The sequence below is a fragment of the Mesorhizobium sp. M0029 genome (assembly GCF_040323735.1).
Classification (GTDB): Bacteria; Pseudomonadota; Alphaproteobacteria; order Rhizobiales; family Rhizobiaceae; genus Mesorhizobium.
The window spans coordinates 67,125-85,504 of record NZ_JAMYVF010000006.1 but is presented as its reverse complement, the minus strand read 5'-3'; the positions used below and the strand labels follow the sequence as shown (position 1 = coordinate 85,504).

The 18,380-nt window shown below is 62.5% G+C and carries 19 protein-coding genes; 5 read left to right on the top strand and 14 right to left on the bottom strand.

Annotation, left to right across the window (positions count from 1 at the left end; all coding sequences use genetic code 11):
• Positions 1-6: 6 nt before the first annotated feature.
• Complete coding sequence (locus NKJ76_RS12590; protein WP_023671425.1) at positions 7-951, top strand: Csu type fimbrial protein; 945 nt, start codon at positions 7-9, stop codon at positions 949-951.
• Here the strand turns inward: NKJ76_RS12590 and NKJ76_RS12585 are convergent.
• The 7 genes from NKJ76_RS12585 to NKJ76_RS12555 form a co-directional block, all read right to left on the bottom strand.
• Positions 945-1,931, bottom strand: coding sequence for a branched-chain amino acid ABC transporter permease (locus NKJ76_RS12585; RefSeq protein WP_023671424.1), 987 nt, complete (start codon positions 1,929-1,931; stop codon positions 945-947). The two genes, NKJ76_RS12590 and NKJ76_RS12585, sit on opposite strands and share 7 nt — an antisense overlap.
• Before the next feature lies 1 nt (position 1,932).
• Entirely contained in the window at positions 1,933-2,820 is an 888-nt protein-coding gene (locus NKJ76_RS12580) for a branched-chain amino acid ABC transporter permease (RefSeq protein WP_023671423.1), read from the bottom strand.
• Between the two features lie 175 nt (positions 2,821-2,995).
• On the bottom strand, positions 2,996-3,700 hold the full coding sequence (locus NKJ76_RS12575; RefSeq protein ID WP_023671422.1) for an ABC transporter ATP-binding protein: 705 nt from the start codon (positions 3,698-3,700) through the stop codon (positions 2,996-2,998).
• The gene (locus tag NKJ76_RS12570) at positions 3,697-4,488 is read right to left on the bottom strand and encodes an ABC transporter ATP-binding protein (RefSeq protein WP_352460554.1); all 792 of its coding nucleotides are present in this window, start codon (positions 4,486-4,488) and stop codon (positions 3,697-3,699) included. Before NKJ76_RS12570 ends, NKJ76_RS12575 begins: the two co-directional genes overlap by 4 nt.
• Positions 4,489-4,502: 14 nt before the next feature.
• Positions 4,503-5,711: an ABC transporter substrate-binding protein gene (locus NKJ76_RS12565; RefSeq protein WP_023689847.1), complete on the bottom strand. Its 1,209-nt coding sequence runs from the start codon at positions 5,709-5,711 to the stop codon at positions 4,503-4,505.
• Between the two features lie 208 nt (positions 5,712-5,919).
• Positions 5,920-6,978: a GSU2403 family nucleotidyltransferase fold protein gene (locus NKJ76_RS12560; protein WP_352537561.1), complete on the bottom strand. Its 1,059-nt coding sequence runs from the start codon at positions 6,976-6,978 to the stop codon at positions 5,920-5,922.
• A gap of 211 nt (positions 6,979-7,189) precedes the next feature.
• Positions 7,190-7,780 carry a YdeI/OmpD-associated family protein gene (locus NKJ76_RS12555; RefSeq protein ID WP_352537560.1) on the bottom strand — a complete coding sequence of 197 codons (591 nt, stop codon included), beginning with the start codon at positions 7,778-7,780 and terminating at the stop codon, positions 7,190-7,192.
• A gap of 171 nt (positions 7,781-7,951) precedes the next feature.
• Between NKJ76_RS12555 and NKJ76_RS12550 the strand changes: the two genes are divergently transcribed.
• Positions 7,952-8,566 (top strand): hypothetical protein, encoded by a 615-nt coding sequence (locus tag NKJ76_RS12550; RefSeq protein ID WP_352537559.1) that lies wholly within the window; start codon positions 7,952-7,954, stop codon positions 8,564-8,566.
• A 189-nt stretch (positions 8,567-8,755) separates the two neighbouring features.
• On the opposite strand, the gene NKJ76_RS12545 is transcribed toward NKJ76_RS12550, so the two are convergent.
• Positions 8,756-9,667 carry a S1C family serine protease gene (locus NKJ76_RS12545; RefSeq protein ID WP_023671416.1) on the bottom strand — a complete coding sequence of 304 codons (912 nt, stop codon included), beginning with the start codon at positions 9,665-9,667 and terminating at the stop codon, positions 8,756-8,758.
• Between the two features lie 429 nt (positions 9,668-10,096).
• On the opposite strand from NKJ76_RS12545, the gene yghU reads away from it, so the two are divergent.
• Positions 10,097-10,966, top strand: a complete 870-nt coding sequence (gene yghU / locus NKJ76_RS12540; protein WP_502902301.1) for a glutathione-dependent disulfide-bond oxidoreductase — start codon at positions 10,097-10,099, stop codon at positions 10,964-10,966.
• 120 nt (positions 10,967-11,086) lie between these two features.
• Here yghU and NKJ76_RS12535 read toward each other — a convergent pair whose 3' ends face one another.
• On the bottom strand, positions 11,087-12,280 hold the full coding sequence (locus NKJ76_RS12535; protein ID WP_352537659.1) for an aminotransferase-like domain-containing protein: 1,194 nt from the start codon (positions 12,278-12,280) through the stop codon (positions 11,087-11,089).
• A gap of 269 nt (positions 12,281-12,549) precedes the next feature.
• Here NKJ76_RS12535 and NKJ76_RS12530 point away from each other — a divergent pair, with 269 nt between their 5' ends.
• A complete protein-coding gene (locus NKJ76_RS12530) occupies positions 12,550-13,290 on the top strand; it encodes a sulfotransferase family protein (RefSeq protein ID WP_023693766.1) in 741 nt (246 codons plus the stop codon).
• Between the two features lie 22 nt (positions 13,291-13,312).
• On the opposite strand, the gene NKJ76_RS12525 is transcribed toward NKJ76_RS12530, so the two are convergent.
• From NKJ76_RS12525 to NKJ76_RS12510, 4 genes are all read right to left on the bottom strand, one after another.
• Positions 13,313-13,501, bottom strand: a complete 189-nt coding sequence (locus NKJ76_RS12525; RefSeq protein WP_023671412.1) for a hypothetical protein — start codon at positions 13,499-13,501, stop codon at positions 13,313-13,315.
• Between the two features lie 283 nt (positions 13,502-13,784).
• The gene (locus tag NKJ76_RS12520; protein WP_023685922.1) at positions 13,785-14,489 is read right to left on the bottom strand and encodes a Crp/Fnr family transcriptional regulator; all 705 of its coding nucleotides are present in this window, start codon (positions 14,487-14,489) and stop codon (positions 13,785-13,787) included.
• A 173-nt stretch (positions 14,490-14,662) separates the two neighbouring features.
• Positions 14,663-14,836 carry a hypothetical protein gene (locus tag NKJ76_RS12515; RefSeq protein ID WP_023689840.1) on the bottom strand — a complete coding sequence of 58 codons (174 nt, stop codon included), beginning with the start codon at positions 14,834-14,836 and terminating at the stop codon, positions 14,663-14,665.
• A gap of 140 nt (positions 14,837-14,976) precedes the next feature.
• Positions 14,977-15,132, bottom strand: a complete 156-nt coding sequence (locus NKJ76_RS12510; RefSeq protein ID WP_023671409.1) for a DUF1127 domain-containing protein — start codon at positions 15,130-15,132, stop codon at positions 14,977-14,979.
• Between the two features lie 761 nt (positions 15,133-15,893).
• Between NKJ76_RS12510 and NKJ76_RS12505 the strand changes: the two genes are divergently transcribed.
• Entirely contained in the window at positions 15,894-16,730 is an 837-nt protein-coding gene (locus tag NKJ76_RS12505) for an SLC5/6 family protein (RefSeq protein ID WP_352537558.1), read from the top strand.
• Between the two features lie 318 nt (positions 16,731-17,048).
• Here the strand turns inward: NKJ76_RS12505 and NKJ76_RS12500 are convergent, their stop codons facing one another.
• Positions 17,049-18,116 (bottom strand): M35 family metallo-endopeptidase, encoded by a 1,068-nt coding sequence (locus NKJ76_RS12500; RefSeq protein WP_352537557.1) that lies wholly within the window; start codon positions 18,114-18,116, stop codon positions 17,049-17,051.
• Positions 18,117-18,380: the final 264 nt, after the last annotated feature.

The window sequence follows — 18,380 nt, the reverse complement described above, 5'->3', positions numbered from 1 at the left end:
GGCCAAATGATGCGCGCTGCAGTCGTTATAATCCTCGTACTGCTGCCGTCGCTGGCCCGGGCGCAGAGCTGCACCGGTACCGTCACCGACATGAATTTCGGTCTCATCGACACGCTGTCGGCCACCGCAGCCACCGCGACGGCGACACTCAACATGAATTGCACCGGCGGCGTGGTGCGCATCCTGTTCTGTCCGCATATCGGCGCCGGCAGTGGGGGTGCTACCTCGGCGGCAGCCAGGCAGATGGCGAGCGGCGCCAACAGCCTTAACTACCAGCTCTATTCAGACCCCGGAATGAGCGTCGTGTGGGGTTCCTATACCTGGGCCTATGCATCGCGCCCGCCGCCGCAGGTGCTGGTGCCCATTCTCATCGGCAATGCATCCGGCAGCGCCACGATCTACGCTCGGGTGACCGGCGGCCAGTCAGCGGTTCCGCCGGGCACCTATCAGTCGATATTTTCGGGCATCCACGTCGAGTTTCGCTACCAGAACGACCTGCTCGGCAACAGCTGCAACACCGGCTTCGGTCTGACGGCGCCCGATCCGACCTTCACCATCAACGCGACGGTTGCGGCCAATTGCCTGGTCACCACCCAGAACATCGATTTCGGCTCCAAGGGCGTGCTCACCGCCAATGCCGACGCCACCGGCCAGGTCTCGGTCACCTGCACGCCGTCGACCGCCTATACGGTGTCGCTGAATGGCGGCACGACAGGCGGCACGCCGACCAACCGAAAGATGTCAAAGGGGGCTGAGCGGGTGACCTACGGCCTCTACAAGGACGCCGCGCGCTCGCAGCCCTGGGGTGACGCCGGAACGCCGGGAAGCACGGTGGCCGGCACCGGAACCGGTACGGCCCAGGCGCTCACCGTCTATGGCCGCGTGCCGCCGCAGACGACGCCCTCGGCCGGCGTCTACACCGACACGGTGGTGGTGACCATCACCTATTGATCGCGGCCCGCCTCGCCGTTGGCCGGCGCCAGCCAGCGCGCGTAAATCTCGCCGACGATGCCGCGGCGAAAGACCAGCACGCAGATCATGAAGATCAGGCCGGTGGCGATGGTCACCGGGAAGCCGGAGGTGGCGAGCGTGTTTTCCAGCCCGACGACGAGGCCGGCGCCGACGACAGGACCGACCATGGTGCCGATGCCGCCGAGCAGCGTCATCAGGATCACCTCGCCCGACATCTGCCAGGTGACGTCGGTCAGCGTCGCGAACTGGAAGACGATCGCCTTGGTCGCGCCGGCAAGCCCGGCAAGGGCTGCCGACATGACGAAGGCGACGAGCTTGTAGCGGCCGACCGAATAGCCCAGCGAGATGGCGCGGTTCTCGTTCTCGCGGATCGAACGCAGGATCATGCCGAACGGCGAGTTGACGATGCGCCAGACGGCGAAGACGCCGATGAGGAAGACGGCAAGCACGACGAAATACATGTTGAGCGTGACGTTGAGATCGACGATGCCGAACAGATGCCCGCGCGGCACGCCCTGTATGCCGTCCTCGCCTTCGGTGAACGGCGCCTGGACACAGAAGAAATAAAACATCTGCGCCAGCGCCAGCGTGATCATCGAGAAATAGATGCCTTGCCGGCGGATGGCGAGGAAGCCCATGACCAGGCCGAGCACGGCCGCTCCGGCGGTGCCGAGCAGGATGCCGGCCTCGGGCGGCCAGCCCCATGCCTTGACGGCGTAGGCGCAGAAATAGGCGGCGGCGCCGTAGAAGGTGGCGTGGCCGAACGACAACAGCCCGGTGTAGCCGAGCAGCAGGTTGAAGGCGCAGGCAAACAGCGCGAAGCACAGCATCTTCATCAGGAAGATCGGATAGACGAAGAAGGGCGCGGCTATCAGCGCCAGTATGGCCAATGCCAGCAATACCCGCTCCAGCCGCACGGAGGCGGCGGTGCGCTGTTGGTGAAGGGTTGCCTCGCTCATCTCAGGCGTCCCTTCCGAACAGGCCGGCGGGGCGCAGGAGCAGCACGACCGCCATGATGACGAAGACGACGAGGTTCGACGCCTCGGGATAGAACACCTTGGTCAGGCCCTCGGCGAGGCCGAGCATATAGCCGGTGACGATGGCCCCGAGGATCGAACCCATGCCGCCGACCACGACGACGGCAAAGACGACGATGATGATATCGGAGCCCATCAGCGGACTGACCTGGTAGACGGGCGCGGCGAGAATACCGGCAAGGCCGGCGAGCGCCGCGCCGAGCCCATAGGTGAGCGTCAGCAGCAGCGGCACGTTGACGCCGAAGGCCTGCACCAGCTCCGGATTCTCGGTCGCGGCGCGCAGATAGGAGCCGAGCCTGGTCTTTTCGATCAGGAGCCAGGTGCCGATGCAGATAATGAGCGAGGCCACCACCACCCAGCCGCGATAGTTGGGCAGGAACATGAAGCCGAGATTGGTGCCGCCGGCAAGCTGCGCCGGAACGGCATATGGGTTGCCTGACACACCGTAGTAGAAACGGAACACGCCTTCGATGACCAGCGCCAGTCCGAAGGTGAACAGCAGCCCGTAGAGCGGATCCAGGCGGTAGAGCCGCGACAGCGCCACGCGCTCGACCGCCATGCCGAAGACGCCGACGATGAGCGGCACCAGGAGCAGCGCCGGCCAGTAGCCGATGCCGAGATGGACGAGCAGCAGGTAACCGATGAAGGCGCCGAGCATATAGAGTGCGCCATGGGCGAAATTGATGATCCGCAGCAGGCCGAAGATGACGGCCAGGCCGAGGCTCAGCATGGCGTAGAAGGAGCCGTTGATCAGCCCGACCAGCATCTGGCCGAGCAAGGCCTGGACGGGGATGCCGAAGATCATGGTCATGGCGTCACCGATGGTGTTGCAAGGGGGATGCGTCTGTGCGGCACGTACCCCCACCCGGACCTTCGGTCCGACCTCCCCACAAGGGGGAGGTAGGGCGGTGGCCCTCCACCCTCCCCCTTATGGGGAGGGTCGCTGCGCAGCAGCGGGGTGGGGGTACTGCCGTGGGCTGTCGTCATCATACCCCCAACACCTCGTGCAGCTGTTGCGTGTGAGCGGCAAGCTCGCTTACGGCAAAACCCTCCACCACCTTGCCGTGCTCCATCAGGTAGAAGCGGTCGGCGATGCGGGCGGCGAAGCGGAAATTCTGCTCGACGAGCAGGATGGTCATGCCGCGCTTTTTCAAGGTCGCCAGCAGTTCGCCGATGCGCTGGACGATGACCGGCGCCAGGCCCTCGGTCGGCTCGTCGAGCAGCAGCATCTGCACGCCCGTCCGCAGGATGCGGGCGATGGCCAGCATCTGCTGTTCGCCGCCGGAGAGTTTGGTGCCGGGGCTGTTGCGGCGCTCCTTGAGGTTGGGAAAGAGATCGAAGATCTCGTCGACGCTCATGCCGCCCTTGGCCACCACCGGCGGCAGGATCAGGTTCTCGTCGACGGTGAGCGTGGCGAAGATGCCGCGTTCCTCCGGCACGAAGCCGATGCCGCGATGGGCAACACGATGCAGCGGCAGGCGCATCAGGTCGCTGCCATCGAAGGCGACGCTGCCGCTGCGCTTGCGAACCAGCCCCATGATGGCGCGCAGCGTTGTGGTCTTGCCGACGCCGTTGCGGCCGAGCAGCGTCACGGTCTCACCGCGAAAAACGTCGAGGTTGACGCCATGCAGCGCATGGCCCTCGCCATACCAGGCATGGAGATCGCGCACGGCAAGCAGCGGCTCACTCATGCTCGGTCCCCCTGCTCGGTCCCCATGTAGGCGACCCTGACGCGCTCATCGTTGCTCACCGTCGCGTAGTCGCCGGCGGCGAGCACCTGGCCGCGCTGCATGACGGTGATCCAGTCGCAGAGGTCGGCGACGACGGTGAGATTGTGCTCGACCATCAGCACGGCGCGGTCCGTTGCCAGCGAGCGGATGATGCCGGAAATGACGCCGACATCCTCGTGCCCCATGCCGGCCATCGGCTCGTCGAGCAGCAGCACTTTCGGGTCGAGCGCCAGCGTGGTGGCGATCTCGAGCACGCGCTTTCGGCCATAGGAGAGATCGCCGGCCGGACGATGCGCGACATCGTCGAGACCGACGACGGCAAGCAGTTCGCGCGCCCGTGGAGTCAGTTGGTCAAGCGCGGCCAGCGAGCGCCAGAACTGGAAGCCGAGCCCGCTCGGCCGCTGCAAGGCGACGCGGACATTGTCGAGCACGCTCAGATGCGGAAAGATCGCCGATATCTGGAACGAGCGGACGAGACCCATGCGCGCCACCCTGGCCGGCGCGGTGCGGGTGATGTCGTTGCCCAACAGTTCGATCCTGCCGCTGCTCGGCTGCAGGAACTTGGTCAAGAGGTTGAAGATCGTCGTCTTGCCGGCGCCGTTCGGCCCGATCAGTGCATGGATCTGGCCGTGATGGACGTCGAGGTCGACATTGTTGACGGCGACGAAACCGGCAAAATCGCGCCGCAGGCCGCGGGCGGAGAGCACCACCCGCGGCTTGATTTCGGCACCGTCCGGCTGGACGGCCACGGCTTGCGCCAGCGTCACTTGGTGACGAGCGGGCAGCCGCTGTCTTCAGCCTTGATGAAGGCCTTGTCGCCCGGAATGGTCGCAAGGTAGGTGTAGTAGTCCCAGTCCTTCTTCGACTCCTCGGGCTTTTTGACCTGATAGAGATACATGTCGTGCACCATCGAGCCGTCGGCCTGTACCTTGCCGTTGGCGTTGATGATGTCGTCGACGGGCATTTCATGGAGTTGCTTGGCGACCGCCTCGGTCTCGTCGGTGCCGGCCTTGTCGATGGCCTTGAGATATTGCAGCACCGCCGAATAGGTGCCGGCCTGGATCATGTTGGGCATGCGGTTGGTGCGCTTGAAGAAGCGCCCGGCGAAGTCGCGGCTCTTGTCGTCGCGGTCCCAGTAAAACCCTTCGGTGAGCACCACGCCCTGCGCCGCCTGCAGTCCGAGGCCGTGCACCTCGGCAAGCGTGAACAGAAGTGCTGCCAGCCGCTGGCCGCCGGCGACGATGCCGAACTCGGCCGCCTGCTTGATGGTATTGGAGGTGTCGAGGCCGGCATTGGCAAGGCCGATAACCTTGGCGCCGGAGGACTGCGCCTGCAGCAGGAAGGAGGAATAATCCGTCGATCCCAAGGGGTAACGCACCTCGCCCAGCACTTTGCCGCCGCTTGCCTCAACAACCTTTGAGGTCTGCTCCTTCAGCGAATAGCCGAAGGCATAGTCGACGGTGATGAAATACCAGCTGTCGCCGCCCTGCTGCACAAGCGCGCCGCCGGTGCCGACCGCCTGCGAGTGGGTATCGTAAGCCCAGTGGAAACCGTAGGGCGAGCATTGCTTGCCGGTCAGGTCGGCCGATGCCGCTCCGGTAACGATGTCGATCTTCTTCTTTTCCTTGGACAACCCCTGGACGGCGAGCGCCACCGAGGATGTCGTCAGTTCCATGATCGCGTCGACCTGCTCGGTGTCGTACCACTGGCGCGCAATGTTGGAGGCAATGTCGGGCTTGTTCTGGTGATCGGCGTTGACGATCTCGATTGGCGCGCCCTGCACCTTGCCGCCAAAATCCTCGACCGCCATCCTGGCGGCCTCGACCGACCATTTGCCGCCGAAATCGGCATAGACGCCCGACTGGTCGTTGAGGATGCCGATCTTGACCTTGCCGTCGGAAATTTCGCCGGCCGCCGCCGGCATCGCAGTCGCCGCAAGCAGCGCGGCTGAGACGAGATAGGATGCTTTCACAGGTGGTTCCTCCCTTGTGGCCGACGCTGGAAAACGCGGCGGCCTTGCAATGGTTCAACAGCTCCGTCCGGTTCTCGCTGAAATCCGGGCCAGCGCCCGCCACTTCTCCTCTTGGCAACCCCTCCGCCCTGGGTGCGCCGGGAACCGTAGCATCACATTTCGCGAGGCGAGAATGCTATTTTCGTAGCATGGCGTGCTAGCGCGGCCGCTACCAGTCGGGCTCAATTGGAGAGTCTTCGGAAAAGCCGCTCGGGCCAGGCAGAGAGAGCGTTGCGGCCGCAGCGTCCAGCAGTGCCCCCGGAAGCCCTTTGAGATGCTCGCTGTCCAGCGGAAGCGCAAGATAGCCCGTGGCAATGCGTGCAGCCGCTTCCGCCTGTTCACGATCTCTCATTGCCTTGACCGCAGACCGATCAGGCCGCGTGGCCAGCCAAGCCTTGTGCAGAGCGAACATTCGAGGGTCGACCGTCGGCATGCTTACGGGATAGCCACGCTCATCGATCGCCACAGCCTCCACCTTTGGAGCGTTGATGAGCCATTGCAGCCCCTCCATGGGTGCGCTGTCGAGATCGTCGGCAAGCTGTGTAATCGAGGTAGTGGCGTTGTCCTTGAGGACATGTCTTGCCTGCGGACGGATCAGGTCGACCAGATAGCCATCACGGTTCGCTGCCCTCAAGGCCCGGGGCTGGAGCGGCTTGAAGGACCTGTCCACTTTACGCAACACGCCTATCAGGCCGGACTGGCTTACCCTCTCGCCGGTCACGAAGCTGATGCGGCGTCGGGAATCGAAGAGCAGGTCGATGTCGCCGGTTGCCGTGAGACCGCTGGTGATCTGGACGCCCGCCAGAGCCTCGTAAGCGAACAGCGCATTCGTGCCGACGACCAGCAACTGCTTGCCCAGCAGGTCTGTTTCGGCGCACCGCCGCAATATCCGTGCGGCGATGGCCGGTACCCTGCCCAACCCCATTGCCACATTGACTTTCGCCAGGCCGTTCAGGCGATCGGCCAGACCTGCCAGCAGATCCTTGTTCTGCACCCTGCCCTCGGAAAACGCAGCGAACGCCTTCTCCGTCTGGCTGCTTTTTGGCCCGAGTGAATTCTCGACCTGCCGGATCTTCCGCAGCAGGTATTCAGCACCGTTGCGCTCAACCCAGCGCATGCTGCCTGCAAAGCGCCTTTGGCGCTGGTCATCAGCATGCTGCCAGGCCTCGTAGACCTGTTGCGTATCTATGAGTTGGCGCCGCTGCTCGCCGGTCAACTCTCTCAGCATCGGTTTCCACTCTTAAGTCAGGATCAAGTCAACATAGTGGAAAACTCTTAATTAACAATATGTTGTTATGTTTTTTCCACTATCGCAGCTATCACCAGAACGACGAGTGGAAAATACCGTAAAAACAATAGGTTATTTCCGAGCAAGGGAGGCCAGAACCTCACAAGCGGGTTTTTAGCTGCGCGCACCATGGCAGCCGCTTGCCGTCGCCTCACCGCTTCTGCGGATAGATCGTCTCGCCGCGCTTCAGCATCGCGACGAAAGCCTCGATCTTCTTCTTGCGCCCCGCCTCCGTCTTCATGTTGTGGGTGCGGAAGGCGAGCGCGAAGCGGTTTTGGGCGGAAAGCTTCGCCAGCATCTCTTTTGCCGCGGGTTCGGCATCGATGGCGGCCCGGAGATCGTCGGGAATTTTCATGGCTGAGGCATAGGCGCGGTCCCAGCGGCCGTCGGCCTTGGCCGCCTCGACCTGTTTCAGCCCGTGTTCAGTCATGCGGCCCTCCTCGACCAGGCGGGCGACATTGTCGATGTTAATCTTGCTCCAGATGCTCTTCTTGCCGCGCGGCGTGTAGCGCTGCAGAAAGCTCTTGTCGTCGAGCGGCTTGCGTATGGCGTCGATCCAGCCGAAGCACAGCGCCACGTCGATGGCCTGCTTCGGCGTGATCGAGGCGAGGCCCGAGCCGACCTTGTGGACCTTGATCCAGACCTCGCTCTCGCCGGCATGATTTTCGCGCAGCCAGGCGTAAAAACTGTCGGGATCGGGGAATTCATGAACCTTGTCGGGATCGACCTTGAACGGCGCCATCATCACCTCGTTGTTGCCGGGCCGGCTGTATCGGCTGTCGATGCCAGTTTCCGTCAGCGGCGTCGATACCCCCTAGCCTATTGCGAGCCGGCTTGCGCCCAAGCCGGCGCTCATGGCAGTTTCCCGGCTGGTCGTGCCGGGCAAGGCAGACTGCAATTCGGGGGAAATGCCATGCGATCGATGTTACTCGGCCTCATCATTCTTCTGCCGGCCTCTGCGCTCGCCGAACCCATCGAAACCCAGAAGATCATCACCGCGCTGACCGGCGACTTCAATGGCGACGGCGCCGCCGATCTGGCGATGATCGTCGAGAGCGAGCCCGAAGACGATACCATGGACATGCATTTCTTCCTGAGGGACAAAAAGTACAATTTTCTGAAACCCGCCGGCGTCGTGCATGAGCAGGTCTACGGCGAATGGAACGACTACGACCAGCCGCATTATGAGGGCTCCGGCATCGAACCGGAGTTGACCTTGCTGCCCAACGGCTCGATCAAGATCTATCTGCCGGGGCTGATCGGCCCCGGCGAGCGGACCGACATGACGCTGACCATCGCCTGGCGCAACGAGGCCTTCGTCGTCGCCGGCGTTGCCTATGACCATTACAAATACCAGTCCGTTGTCGTCTACAGCAGCTGCGACTACGACGTGCTGACCGGCAAGGGCAAAAGTATGCAGACGCAGGATGATGACAGCAAGGTGAACAGTATCGTGTCTGTCGAAGGCCAGGTCGTGCCCTTCGCGGAGTGGGACACGGGGACGCCTTTTAGGGTATGCGGGGATTGAGGGGGCAGCCAATCTCCCCCCTCGTGGGGGAGATGGCCGGCAGGGGGGCCGCTGTCCCGCCAACGCACCGGCCAGTGTCAGCCACGTTTATCCCGCGATTCTTGTCAGAAAACAGATCGAGAGGCCGCGATCCTTCGCGCCCCCCTCTGCCCTGCCGGGCATCTCCCCCACTTGGGGGGAGATTGGCCTTCACTGCAGATGCGGTTTCTTCAAAAAGCTGTTTCGGTCGGCGGATTTCACTCGCAGCCAAGTCTCACGACCGTCACGCACGACCCTGAGAGGAATCTCCGAACCCGCCGGATTCTGCCATAGCTTGCGGTAGAAATCGGCGAGACCGTCGACCTCGCCATCGCGCACGTCGGAGATGATGTCGCCCTGGCGCAGGCCGGCCTTGGCGGCGGGGCCGCCTTCGGCGACGCTCATCACCACGACCGCACCGTTCGACTCGGCCGAGAAGGCGCCGAGCCATGGGCGCGGCGGCTTCGCCACCTGGCCGCGCGTCAGCAGATCGTCGAGGATCGGGGTCAGAAGGTTGATCGGCACGACCATGTTGATGTCGGCGACCTCGCCGTTGCGGCTCATCTGCAAAAGCAGCGAACCGATGCCGAGCAGGCTGCCATCCTGGCCGATGAGTGCCGCGCCGCCCCAGGACGGGTGCGCCGGGGCAATGAAGATCGCCTCGTCAAGCAGATATTCCCAATAGCCGGCGAATTCCTGCTTGGTGACGATGTGTGCCTTGACCGAGCGGCCGGTTCCGTCGGCAAACACCACGGGGTCGCCGATCTTGGCCTTCGAGGCGTCGCCCAGCGCCACCGCCGGCAGGCCGAGCGGCGCCAGCGCCTGCACCAGTCCGAAGCCTGTCTCCTGGTCATAGGCCAGCGCATGTGCCGGCACGACGCGGCCGTCCTGGTCGGTCAGCCAGACCTCCTCGGCCTCGGTGATGAGATAGCCTATGGTGAGCACCAGCCCGTCGCCGCGGATGACGACGCCGCTGCCTTCCCGGCGCGTGCCCAGGGCATTGGCCGTGAAGGCATCGTCGGGAACCATGGCGCGCACGCCAACGACGGAGCGCAAGAGCGGGGAAACGGGATCGATCGGCATGCTTTCATCCTGGCAGATATGCGTGGGCAGTATCCTCTATAGGTATGCCGCGCTGCACAGGGCGCAAGGGCTTAGGCAACAAGGCAATCATTTCAGAGGCTGGCGCTGCTCCTCGTCCGCCTGCCGGCACCTTCTCCCCCGTATAGCGACGGGGAGAAGGGAGATGGCCGCAACATCGGCGCTCTTGGCAACGCTGGCAATTGGGGAAATCAGTAGGCGACAGCGTCCTTCTCCCCGTCACTATACGGGGAGAAGTGCCCGGCAGGGCGATGAGGGGCGGCGCCGACATCGATAATAGTTCAACACAAGTTGAACCTTTCTGAATTGCACCTATGTGTTCCCGTATCTAGGTTCCGCCGACTTTTCCGCCATCAGTCTCGCGCCGTCGCGCAAGTCGTTTTCGCCCCGCAAACCCAAGGAATTTCCCGCATGACCGAATACACCCCGCCGAAAGTCTGGAGCTGGAAGAAAGCCAATGGCGGCACGTTCGCCAGCATCAACCGGCCTATTGCCGGTCCGACGCATGACAAGGTGCTGCCGGTCGGCAAGCATCCGCTGCAGCTCTATTCGCTGGCGACGCCGAATGGGGTCAAAGTGACTGTCATGCTGGAGGAGCTTCTGGCGCTCGGCCACAAGGGCGCCGAATACGACGCCTGGCTGATCCGCATCAACGATGGCGACCAGTTCGGCTCGGGCTTTGTCGAGGTCAACCCCAACTCCAAGATCCCGGCGCTGCTCGACCGCAGCGGCAAGACGCCTGTCCGCGTCTTCGAGTCCGGCTCGATCCTGCTTTATCTCGCGGAAAAGTTCGGCGAGTTCCTGCCGACCGAACAGCCGGCGCGCGCGGAAACCTTGTCCTGGCTGTTCTGGCAGATGGGTTCGGCGCCCTATCTCGGCGGCGGCTTCGGCCATTTCTACGCCTATGCGCCCGAAAAAATCGAATACGCCATCGACCGCTTCGCCATGGAGACCAAGCGCCAGCTCGACGTGCTCGACCGGCGGCTGGCCGAGACCGAATATCTCGGCGGCGCCTTCTATTCGATCGCCGACATGGCGGTATGGCCCTGGTATGGCGGCCTTGCGCTCGGCCGCATGTACAATGATTCCGCCGAGTTCCTGTCGGTGCAGGACTACGAGCACGTACAACGCTGGGCCAAGGCGATCGACGCCCGCCCGACCGTGCAACGCGGCCGCATGGTCAACCGCGCCTTCGGCGACCCCGCCATGCAACTGCACGAGCGCCACGACGCCAGCGATTTCGATACGAAGACGCAGGATAAATTGGTTGTGGCGGAGTGACTTTTTTACCCTCCCCCTTGTGGGGAGGGTCGATCCGCAAAGCGGATCGGGGTGGGGGTCGGCGCCAAGCACCCCCACCCGACCTTCGGTCGACCTCCCCACAAGGGGGAGGTAGGGCGCCTAGCCCTTCATCAATTTCGCCAGCCTCGGCACGCCTTCACCCACGGCGCGTTCATCAGCCAGCGTAAAGCTCATCCGCATCGTGTTGCGTCCCGAACCGTCGGCATAAAATGCGTTGCCCGGCACGAAGGCGACGCGGGCTTCCTTGACCGAGCGGGCGAGCAGCGCGGTGGCATCCGAACCCTCAGGCAATGTCAGCCAGACGAACATGCCGCCTTCCGGTCGGCTCCAGCTGACGCCATCCGGCATTTCCGCTTCGAGTGCCGCAAGCAAGCCGTCGCGGCGCTGGCGATAGGCGCCGATCAGCTTTTCCACCTGGCCGTCATACACGGCCTCGGAGACGCGGTGCATGACCAGCTGGTTGATCGACGGGCTGTGCAGGTCCGACGCCTGCTTCATCAGCACCAGCCGCTCGACGACGCGGCGCGGCGCGCAGACCCAGCCGACGCGCATGCCCGGTGACAGGATTTTCGAGAACGAGCCGCAATAGAGCGTGCGGGCGTTTTCGATGCCGCCTGAGCGTTCGCAGTCGAGCGCCAGCATCGGCGGCTGGCCCTCGCCGTCATAGCGCAGCGCGCGATACGCGGCGTCCTCGATGACGGCAATGTCGAGCTCGTCGGCGAGGTCAAGCACCGCCTCGCGCTGCTGGCGGTTCAGCGTCTCGCCGGTCGGGTTGGCGAAATCGGGCACCAGATAGGCGAATTTCACCTTGCCGCCTGCAGCAGCGGCCTGGTAGGCGGCAGGCGTCATGTTGCCGCCGTCCGGCGTCAGCCGGTCGTAGCGCGGTTCGTAGGCGTTGAAGGCCTGCAGCGCGCCGAGATAGGTCGGCCATGTTACCAGTGCTGTGTCGCCGGGCGACAGGAAAAGCTTGCCGAGATAATCCAGCGCCTGCTGCGAGCCGGAGGTGATGAAGATGTTGTGCTCGTCGCAGGCAATGCCGAGCTTGCCCATCTGGCCGGCCAGCCATTTTCTGAGCGGCAGATAGCCTTCGGAGACCTGATACTGAAGTGCTGCGCTCGCCTCCGCACCGCCCAGCACCGAGGCATAGGCATCGGCGATCGCCTGGGCCGGAAACAAGGCCGGATCGGGGATGCCGCCGGCAAAGGAGATGATATCGGGCTGGTCGAGCAGTTTGAGCAGCTCGCGGATTTCCGACGCCTTCATGCGCGAGGCGCGCGACGCCAACAGGTCCATCAAACTCACGAGCCCACCTCCCGGGATACGGCATCTGGTCCAGCATGACCGTTCCGGCCCATGCGATTTAGGTCAATCTGACTGACCTATTATCAGGCTCCCTCACCCGCGGGAATAGCCAGACCCTCATTCCGCGTGGCCCAGACGAAAAAGCAAACACATTTCTGCTCTGGACAGGGAAAATTGTTGCGCGCCGAGGGGCGCGGATGCAACCTCATTCCGAGCGGACCGGCATAAAAAGAAAAGCGGTCTCAACAAGGGGGGTTAAAATGACGCTTGAGCTCATCGGGGCCGGATTCGGCCGCACCGGCACATGGTCGACCTTTGCCGCGCTGAACAGGCTGGGCCTTCCCAGCTACCACATGCAGGAAGTCATCCTCAACAAGGCCAACAAGGGCCATCTCGACTTCTGGCGCAAGGTGGCCAACAGCCCGCCCGGCAGCCAGCACGACTGGACCAGAGTCTTTGCCAATTACAAGGCGACGGTCGACAATCCGGGATGCTGCGTGTGGCGCGAATTGATGGCCGCCTATCCCGACGCCAAGGTGCTGCTCACCCTGCATCCGCGCGGCGCCGAGGCCTGGTACGACAGCACCATCGACACCATCCACTTCACCGAGACATTGTGGCAGTTCAAGGTGCTGGAATGGCTGACGCCGTTCGGCCGCAAATTCGGCGACATGTCGCACAGACTGATCTGGGGCCGCACGCTTGCCGGCGTGATGGACGACCGCGCCAAGGCGGTGGCGCGCTACAACGCCTATACCGAGGAGGTGATAGCGGCCGTGCCGCCGGAGAAGCTCCTGGTGTTCAAGGTCAGCGATGGCTGGGCGCCGCTTTGCGGCTTCCTCGGCGTGGCGCTGCCCAACGAGCCCTTCCCGAACCTCAACGACCGCGAAAGCGTGAAGAAGATCATCCGCGACATCATCAAGGGCAGCTACATCATGCTGGGGCTGTCGGTGGCGGCGGTGCTTGCGGCGATCGCGGCGCTGTGGTGGTGGCTGGGGTAGCCGCCGGACCGTCAGAATATTGCTACTTGCGCGTGATCCAGCCGAGCAGATCCGGCTCGACGTCTTCGTGGTCGGTCAGGTCGCGAACCAGGGAAGCGGCGAGCGCGCGCCAGCGCTTTTCCGGGACATTGTCTTCCATCACCGATTTGATGAAGGCGGCGCGCAGGATGGCGCAATCGAAGGCGGATACATCGAAAAGCAGTTCTGCCATTTCGGTTTTCCCCGTTCACATCGGGCGCGCGAGCCTGTCGAAGCCTCAGGCGCCAGCGCCCCTATACATGGTCACGACAGCGGATTCATACTCTTGCCGAACCAAGGTTCAACACAATTCGATTGTACGGTTTTTACCAAGCGATTGCGGTTCGTTGCCCGCTTTTGCGCCGATGATAGATTTGCCGGGCGGCCTCTCCCCAGATGGCCGCAAATGGCCGGCGCGGCTCTGGCAACATGCTTTCACCGGCATTCGCGTCGGCCATTTCCAGCCCGTGCCAGGCTCAGCCCAGCAGGCGTTCGTATTCGGCCTCGGCCTGGCCGTAGAAGCCGTCGGCAACGGCGATCAGGCCATCCCGGTCGCGAATGACGATCTCGCCGCGCCGCGACCGGATCAGGCCGCGCCCTTCCAGGATCTGCAGGCCGATGGTGACGCCCGGACGCCTGACGCCGAGCATGACGGACAGGAACTCATGCGTGATCTGGATCTGGTGGCCGACCACCCTGTCGTCACACATCAGGAGCCATCGGGCCAGCCGATCCTCGAGCTTGGCGCGGGCATTGCTCAGCGCCGTGGATTTGGTCTGGCCGTGCAGATAATGGGCATAGCGCAGCAGGAAGGCGCGAAGCGTCGGGCTTTTCTGCAACGCTGCCTTGAACGGCTCGGAATCGATGCACACCGCCTCGCCCGGCATCTGCATGTAGCAGTCATGGGGCGCCCAGTCGGCGCCCATCACCAAGGCGGAGCCCGACATGCCTTCGTGGCCGATGATGCCGACCTCGGTGTCGAGGCCCGGCCGGTTCCTCGCCACCACCGAGGCCAGGCCGCTTTCCAGGAAGCAGACCGAGGCGACCGGCTCGCCCGCCATTTCGAGCGGGGCTTTGAGATCGAGCACACGATGGTGCAAATGCGGCGCAAGCAGTGCGAAGTCGGCCGGGTTCATGCGGCGCAAGAGGCCGCTTTTCTCCTTGCTGACCGACTGGTCCATCGCTCTCTCCCGTCAAGGGCAAGAGCACATGTCATCTCCCAGCCGTCGGCGCCCTGCCCAAATGCAAACGGTCATTGGACGATAGCTGACTCGGATTCAGCCATTGTACTTCGTACAAAACCGACAAATCAGGGGCGACGCCCCATCAATCAATCCAGCAGCTTTTTCCTGGATCAGCGCTTCGGGCGGTCAGCCGCAACCATGCGCGCTTCGCGCACGATGGACGAGCGATCGTTGCCGATCAGCGATGCGATCTCTTGTATCTGCTGCTCGGAGGCCCCGGTTTCCCGCGCCAAGGCCGCGAGCGCCTCGGCGCTCAGACCGGACTGTCTCGGTTGCTCCGCCATGGCTCCAATGCCTCCTGTCGGGGCAGGAGTGCGATGGTCGCTCCCAAGCGTCGGCGCCCGTTGATGTGGCCGACGATGCTGCACTGTACGCTTCCGAACAATCGATGGCGAGCGATATATTAGCGACGCTGGATGCGGCGCTAGAACGGCAGCCTTATCTCATCGATCGACCTCGACTCCGTCCAGCCAATGTCCTTCTGGATCTCCGTCGGCAGCGCGTTCAGTGCGCGCACGGTCTTCCTGTGCTTGCTGGCGCGCGCCAGGGCAGCACGAATTCTGCTGAGACTTTCAAACATCGGTTACCTCCATGCAGCAGCAGAGCGCTGCCTTAGGCCCGCTCTTGCGCCGCCTCTGTAACCGATCGATTGCGCGGCAACGGTGAAGCGCTTCACAAACCGATGCCGCCCAGAAACATTTGTATACAAATTAGTTGCGTTCCCGCGGTGGCGTGATCCGACCTATGGCAGGGCGATCGCATATGGCGCTCCCTCGGGTTCGGCGACCCACCTTCCCTTCGTCGGCGCAAGGCGATCACATATGAGTTCTTACGAAGAGGACCCCCACCCTAACCCTCCCCACAAGGGGGAGGGAACGCTGCCGCAAGCCACCCTTTCTGGCGTGGAACCCAGGCGATTTGCGGCGATCAGCGCCTACCAAGTCTCCCTCCCCCTTGTGGGGAGGGATTAAGGGTGAGGGTATTCGTAGAGCGCAAACCTGTCATATTCGATTGCCCCGCTCCGCGGACGGAGAGGAAATGCCAATCACCGAGGTCGCGGCCTTGATGGGCCTGGGTTTCCTCTCCCCATGGACATGGGGGAGGTGGCCGCGGCGGACGGAGTGGGGCTGGCGCCGCCTTATGCGATTGCCCTGCCCTCCTCCGCGCCATCGCCGGCATCCTCGTCCGCCGCCTCGGCTATGGACGAATCCCATCATGCGCAATAAGGATGGGGTCTGCCGTGGCGCTTTCGCGCCGAGGCAGGCGACGTTCGATCAATGACGCTGCGCCGGGCGCCTTTGACGCCGCCCAGCAAAAGTGTCGATACCGGGGGATCTGGTCATGACCGACAACAAGCCGACCGTAGACGTTACCAAGGACTGGCAGGCAACGCAGGGCCAGAAGTCCGGGGCCACGCGGCTGCGCCTGTTCGCCGTGCTGTCGTGGGTCATCGCCATTGGCGGCGAGATCGCCGGGATCGTACTGCTCTACAAGCACAAGTTCGACCAGGGCAACCTGCCGCTGCTGATCGGCATTCTGGTCGGCATCGCGATCTTCGCCATCGCCGGCAGCCTGCTCTGGAAGGCGGCCAACCGGAAGGACCCGGCCCGCGAATCCGACACATTCCGGTTCTTCGTCCAGAACCAGCTCGGCGCGATCATCACCCTGATTGCCTTCCTGCCGCTGGTTCTCTTGATCCTCAACGACAAGAATATGGACCCGAAGAGCAAGAAGGTGGCCGGCGGCATCGGCGCCGTGCTGGCCGTGCTGGCGACGCTGATCGGGGTCAGCTACCAGCCGCCGTCGGTCGAGCAGTACACGCAGGACATGAACACCTGCGCGGAACAGATCAAGGCGGGGCAGCCGACCACGGCCTGTTCGCCCGAGGTCGCCGCCCAGGCGCAGGCGATCGCCACCGACTCCACCACGGTGGCCGCGGCGACGAAGGACGCGGCACACCCCAATGGCCAGGATGTCGTCTACTGGATCGCGCCGGAAAACGGCGCCGCCAAGTCCGACACCGAGCATGTCTTCCACCTCTGCGCAGCCGTCAGCCCGCTGAAGGACAAGACCGTCAACAGCGGCTCGGTAACGGAAGCCTACGCCCAGAACGCCATCCGGATCACCAAGCAGATCGACATGGAACAGAAGCAGTGCGGGTTTACGACCACGCCGTGAATCGGCCAGGGTTTGGCGCGCGCAGTGGATCACTGCCAAACCGGTCCAGTTCGTGGTGTCCGCATTAGCATGCGCGCCCAGGACTTCGATCCTACATTTCGGAGCCAGCCGGCGGGCGGCTTGCCAAATCCTGACAGGACGAGACGAAAGTTGAATGTCGCATTTTGGCCGAGAGCGACCGGACCGCTTTCGGTGTGCGGGAGCGATAGCGGACATTCACAATGCGATCGCAATGTGTCCGGCCCTCGGTGATCTTTTCTCGTTTCTGATGGCAATACGGCACCCGCATCCACGCTGGATCAGTTGCCTGGGTGTCCCTCACATCGGAAGATCCGGGTTGTTCTCCGCAAAGTATTCATGACTATCGGCATTTTCTGTGGCTTGCGGGGGGTTTTCAACCGCGAGTAGCTTGGCGGTATTTTGACCACCAGAGGAATAGTCGTCTGTGAAGACGACGACCTCAAAGTGACTAATTTCGTGTACAATCGTTCCAGATCTTGAATCCGTTCCTTTCAGAGCGGCTGACCAGAACTTTTGACAAACAAAGATATTATAAGGTTGACCACGGAACACATACGCATAAACTCCCGGTCCGCAGACGCTGCCGTGACATCCAAACGATATTGCTTTGTTTGCAAGAGCATCCGCAATCTTCGAGAAATTTCCAGTGGCCTTCGCGTACAGTCCTACGGTATGCGCCCCAAACCATGTCAGATATCGTTGGGAATTCGGTTGCTGGGCAGAAGGCGTGCCCTGCAAAACCTGCAGGGCAGCCGAGGCTATGTTGTTTGCTTCCGCCAGCGCAGCGCCAATATCGTCCTGTTGAGAGCTGTCACACTGGTCGAATTTGGGTGCCGAGAGCGGTATCCGTTCCGGAGGAATTCGACCGGATAGAAGCCTGAACGTGACGGCGTTGCTCAGAACCTGGGCGCGTCTCAGGGCACCTTGAGGGCCAACCAGCAGACCCACTCTCTCTGTATCATAGGTAACCGCATAGATCCCTGCTTCATAGATGGCGTAGTACAATGACAGATCGACGGGCACCGAAATCGATTGTCCGGGTTCGATATTGATAAAGTCAGCCTCGGTCGGTTCTGCTCGCTTCACCAAAGGGCCAATATACTGAATTGGCTGCGACCCTCTCGCTACTGAAAAAATTTCGCCCGAGACGCCGTCGATCGGCGTGGTCCACCTGAGCAGTCTGATCGGGCTGCGTGACCGGTTCGTGAGAGTAAAGTCAATAATTAGTGGGGTATCGCTTCCAAAAGAAGTCAGGCGCGATTGCAGAACTATCTCAATTTCCTGATTCTGCTGCGCAAACGCCAAAGGAACTATACTAAAAATGGCTGAAATTAGAAACACCATATTTCGAACAATGTTCGGCATTTTTTGCTCCTGTGTAACCACGATTAGAATCTATTGTTTCGACTACGCGAGATTTTATTTTGCTAACACATGCCAGATCACCCACAGCTGATCTGGCAATCAGGAATAAAATGCTGCAGACAGGGGAGTACAACTTACCACAAATTCACAAATTCAGGAATACGACATCCCCGGCCTCCAATGACATCGATTTTCACTGGCGCCTTTTTTGGCGTGGTATAAGATGAACCGCTACTTTCCCATCAAGCTCCATCCGAGGGGGCC

Excerpts from the sequence above, each read along its gene's own strand:
- NKJ76_RS12575 (WP_023671422.1), bottom strand. The coding sequence starts at position 3,700 with ATGAGTGAGCCGCTGCTTGCCGTGCGCGATCTCCATGCCTGGTATGGC.
- NKJ76_RS12525 (WP_023671412.1), bottom strand. The coding sequence starts at position 13,501 with ATGGCAGAACTGCTTTTCGATGTATCCGCCTTCGATTGCGCCATCCTG.
- NKJ76_RS12535 (WP_352537659.1), bottom strand. The coding sequence starts at position 12,280 with ATGGACCTGTTGGCGTCGCGCGCCTCGCGCATGAAGGCGTCGGAAATC.
- NKJ76_RS12510 (WP_023671409.1), bottom strand. The coding sequence starts at position 15,132 with ATGTTTGAAAGTCTCAGCAGAATTCGTGCTGCCCTGGCGCGCGCCAGC.
- NKJ76_RS12580 (WP_023671423.1), bottom strand. The coding sequence starts at position 2,820 with ATGACCATGATCTTCGGCATCCCCGTCCAGGCCTTGCTCGGCCAGATG.
- NKJ76_RS12520 (WP_023685922.1), bottom strand. The coding sequence starts at position 14,489 with ATGGACCAGTCGGTCAGCAAGGAGAAAAGCGGCCTCTTGCGCCGCATG.
- NKJ76_RS12515 (WP_023689840.1), bottom strand. The coding sequence starts at position 14,836 with ATGGCGGAGCAACCGAGACAGTCCGGTCTGAGCGCCGAGGCGCTCGCG.
- yghU (WP_502902301.1), top strand. The coding sequence starts at position 10,097 with ATGACCGAATACACCCCGCCGAAAGTCTGGAGCTGGAAGAAAGCCAAT.
- NKJ76_RS12505 (WP_352537558.1), top strand. The coding sequence starts at position 15,894 with ATGACCGACAACAAGCCGACCGTAGACGTTACCAAGGACTGGCAGGCA.
- NKJ76_RS12500 (WP_352537557.1), bottom strand. The coding sequence starts at position 18,116 with ATGCCGAACATTGTTCGAAATATGGTGTTTCTAATTTCAGCCATTTTT.
- NKJ76_RS12560 (WP_352537561.1), bottom strand. The coding sequence starts at position 6,978 with ATGCTGAGAGAGTTGACCGGCGAGCAGCGGCGCCAACTCATAGATACG.
- NKJ76_RS12590 (WP_023671425.1), top strand. The coding sequence starts at position 7 with ATGATGCGCGCTGCAGTCGTTATAATCCTCGTACTGCTGCCGTCGCTG.
- NKJ76_RS12545 (WP_023671416.1), bottom strand. The coding sequence starts at position 9,667 with ATGCCGATCGATCCCGTTTCCCCGCTCTTGCGCTCCGTCGTTGGCGTG.
- NKJ76_RS12585 (WP_023671424.1), bottom strand. The coding sequence starts at position 1,931 with ATGAGCGAGGCAACCCTTCACCAACAGCGCACCGCCGCCTCCGTGCGG.
- NKJ76_RS12550 (WP_352537559.1), top strand. The coding sequence starts at position 7,952 with ATGCGATCGATGTTACTCGGCCTCATCATTCTTCTGCCGGCCTCTGCG.
- NKJ76_RS12555 (WP_352537560.1), bottom strand. The coding sequence starts at position 7,780 with ATGGCGCCGTTCAAGGTCGATCCCGACAAGGTTCATGAATTCCCCGAT.
- NKJ76_RS12530 (WP_023693766.1), top strand. The coding sequence starts at position 12,550 with ATGACGCTTGAGCTCATCGGGGCCGGATTCGGCCGCACCGGCACATGG.